A 3,283-nucleotide genomic window follows, 5' to 3' on the forward strand; every position below is an offset into this window, starting at 1 on the left:
CTCATGCTCGATTAATTGAGATGATTAGTTATAAATGTCAATTAGAAGGAATCTCTGTGATTCTTCAAGAAGAATCCTATACCTCAGCTTCTAATTTTTTGAATGACGATCCTCTCCCCGTTTATGGACAGATAACTGAAAGGCCAGTGTTTTCAGGAAACCGAATTTCGCGAGGTTTATATCGTACAGATAGAGGATTTCTTTGCCAATCTGATGTCATAGGTTCCTACAATATTTTACGAAAAGCATTCCCAAATGCGTTTAACCGCTATGGGATAGAGAGGTGCGTAGTTCACCCAAGGAGAATTAATCTCTCGAAGTAAAAGTGAAGGGAATTTCTGAAATGGAATTCAGTCTGTTTATATTTGACTATACTTTTACTAACTATTAGAAGACAAAACAGGATAGACTTTTCTCTAGTCCGATCGATTTTGGGGACCATGAAGGATTTATTAGCGATTTTTAGCAAGGAATTAAGCTCTTGGTTTCGGCGCTGTTGGTTAGCGGTACTATTAACCGGCAGGGTTTTTTACTTCCTATTCACGCGCCAACCCGATTGGCGCGTCACCCAAGAACAAATGGTAGCAGCCGGGCCCGCCTCGCTGATTATCGCCATGATCACGGCCGCGGTGATCGGGATGATCTTTACGATCCAGGTGGCGCGGGAGTTCCAAGCTTTGGGGGCCAGCAGTATGGTGGGGGGAATTTTGGCCCTTGCTCTCGGTCGGGAACTCTGTCCGATTATGATGGCGATCGTGGTAGCCGGTCGGGTAGGATCGGCTTTTGCGGCGGAAATCGGTACCATGAAGGTGACAGAGCAGATCGACGCACTCTATATGCTCAAAACCGATCCCGTGGAATATCTGGTGCTGCCCCGTTTAATTGCCTGTTGTCTTATGGTTCCCGCTTTGAGTATTATGGCGTTGCTGATCGGTTTAGGTAGCGGTTTGCTGGTCGGCCAAAGTTTATACGGGATTGCTAATTCAGTTTTTCTCGACTCGGTTCACGGTTTCCTGGGTGTGGGAGATGTACTGAGTGGACCGGTTAAAGGGGTGGTTTTTGGGGCTTTAATCGCGATTATCGGCTGTAATTGGGGTTTAACGACCGATGGCGGTGCTAAAGGAGTCGGCCAAGCTACTACCGCAGCCGTAGTCACTATGCTCTTAGCGATTTTTGTATCTAATCTGCTGATGACTTGGATCTTTTTCCAAGGATCTGGCAATAGTTCGGTTTTATTTGGACAGTAATTTCAGTTAAAAACGCTCATTCTACACCCTACACCCTACACCCCACACCCTACCCCTAGGAAAAACTTTTTCAGCAGACCCTAAATTAGTCTAGGTCGATAAGGGGACGCCGGAACTGCGGCACTCAGAACAGTCCGGGTTATCTGCTTTTTTAGCTAACTTAACAATACCCAGTTCACCAAAACTACCCCTGCACCACCTGTTTAAGGGTGGTAAAGGTTTCTAGGTTGATTAACCCCCGGCGCTGGCCTTTTTGGTTGGAAATGCCCAAAAATACCGATTCTCCCTGTTTGGGATTGCGATCGAATCGGGGTGAAGAATTGATATAAACTAAAGCACTATCGGACTCCATGGCGAATTGACGACTTTCTCGATAGGATTCGGTGACAATACAATCGGCATGACCGCTACTATACTTATTAATCCAAGCGATCGCATCAGTTAGGGTATCCACTAACCTAAAGGCCAGGGTTTTTTCTAAATAGGGTCTTTGCCAATCATTATCGGTAGCAATGGTTAAATGTTCCGGAAAATCCGCCGCTAATCGGGTATCTCCCCGCAATTTAAAGCCTTTTTCCTGCAAACTTTTAAACAAACGACTTAAAGTCGAAGAATTCTGATGGGGACTAATTAAAACTTTTTCGATCGCATTAACCGGATCGGGTATGCTGCCATGACTATCGATAATTACCTGACGAGCTAACTCCAAATCGCCACTAGGAGACCAATACAAATAACAGTTTCCCATGGCCGCACGCAAAACGGGAACCGTGGCCAATTGACTCACCCGACCGATTAAACTAGGGCGACCGTAGGGAATAATTAAATTAACATAATTTTCCTGGGTCAGCAACTCCTCTAGGGAGGGACTAGAATCACAGGGTAAACCACTCACACAATCCACCGGTAAACCCACATCTTCCAATGCTTCTTGGATAATTTCCGTAATCACTCCATCGGAATGACTAGAGGCATTGGAACCGCGAATAATCAAACTATTGCCACTTTTTAGGGAAAATCCCGCCGCTACCATCGCTAATTCGGGAAAACCTTCATAGACTAAGGCAATCACTCCTAAAGGCATCCTTTGGCAATAGGTTTGGGACGGATTAAGTTGATAGGCCGCGTTAATTACCTGTTGCAGCGGATCCGATGCTTCCGCTAGTTGTTGCAATACCTCCACCGTCGTCTCTAAACGTTCGGGAGTTAACCGTAACCAGCGAATCATTTGTTCTGAGACGGCCATCTCTCGACTGACCTCTAAATCGAGGGTATTGGCTTCTAAAATGCGATCAAAGCCAGTTTTAATGCCATTAGCGATCGCGATTACCCCGCGATTTCTTTCGTTGCCATTGAATTGACCCAGATCCAGAAAAGCATTGTATGCTTGCTTAAAGATCGTCGGGGGGGTTTTGGGGGAACTTTCGATCATCGAAAATTTTGGGTCTGAAACCCCGTCGTTCTACGACGGCTTTACCGTTAAATACTAGCGCATTTACACGATATATGCTAAAATGTGGGACATGGAAAAAGCCTATTCTTACCGATGATTTTACCCCACACCCGAACAAGAGTCGCTATTGCGGCGCACTTTGGGCTGTGTAAGATTAGTTTACAATAAGGCTCTCCATCTCAGAACAAAAGCATGGTACGAAAGACAAGAAAGAATAGGATATGCTGAAACTTCTTCAATGCTAACTGATTGGAAAAAACAAGAAGAATTAGACTTTCTCAATGAAGTAAGCTGTGTACCTTTACAACAAGGGTTAAGACATTTACAAACAGCTTTCACTTCAATTAGTTCGTGAAAACCAAACGATTGTGGTTGAGAATTTAGCCGTCAAGAATCTGGTCAAAAACCCGAAATTATCTCAGGCAATATCTGACGTTAGTTGGGGAGAAATTACCAGACAATTAGCCTATAAATGCCGTTGGTATGGGAGAAATTACCTCGAAATAGATAGATGGTTTCCTAGCTCTAAAAGGTGTAGTAATTGCGGGTATATTGCTGAGAAAATGCCGTTAAATGTTCGAGA

General features: G+C 44.5%; 3 protein-coding genes and 1 pseudogene. 3 read left to right on the plus strand and 1 reads right to left on the minus strand.

The features are described 5' to 3' along the window. Positions 1-323: zinc ribbon domain-containing protein (locus tag IM319_RS15765; protein ID WP_287736214.1), on the plus strand; the 323-nt coding region annotated here is incomplete at its 5' end. A 117-nt stretch (positions 324-440) separates the two neighbouring features. Continuing rightward, on the plus strand, positions 441-1,247 hold the full coding sequence (locus IM319_RS15770; protein WP_287736216.1) for an MlaE family lipid ABC transporter permease subunit: 807 nt from the start codon (positions 441-443) through the stop codon (positions 1,245-1,247). Between the two features lie 184 nt (positions 1,248-1,431). Here the strand turns inward: IM319_RS15770 and IM319_RS15775 are convergent, their stop codons facing one another. Next, positions 1,432-2,679 (minus strand): glutamate-5-semialdehyde dehydrogenase, encoded by a 1,248-nt coding sequence (locus IM319_RS15775; protein WP_287736217.1) that lies wholly within the window; start codon positions 2,677-2,679, stop codon positions 1,432-1,434. 148 nt (positions 2,680-2,827) lie between these two features. Between IM319_RS15775 and IM319_RS15780 the strand changes: the two are divergent. After that, positions 2,828-3,283: pseudogene (locus IM319_RS15780) on the plus strand (RNA-guided endonuclease InsQ/TnpB family protein); the annotation flags it as partial.

Source organism: Microcystis sp. M113S1 (assembly GCF_020246945.1).
Lineage (GTDB): Bacteria > Cyanobacteriota > Cyanobacteriia > Cyanobacteriales > Microcystaceae > Microcystis.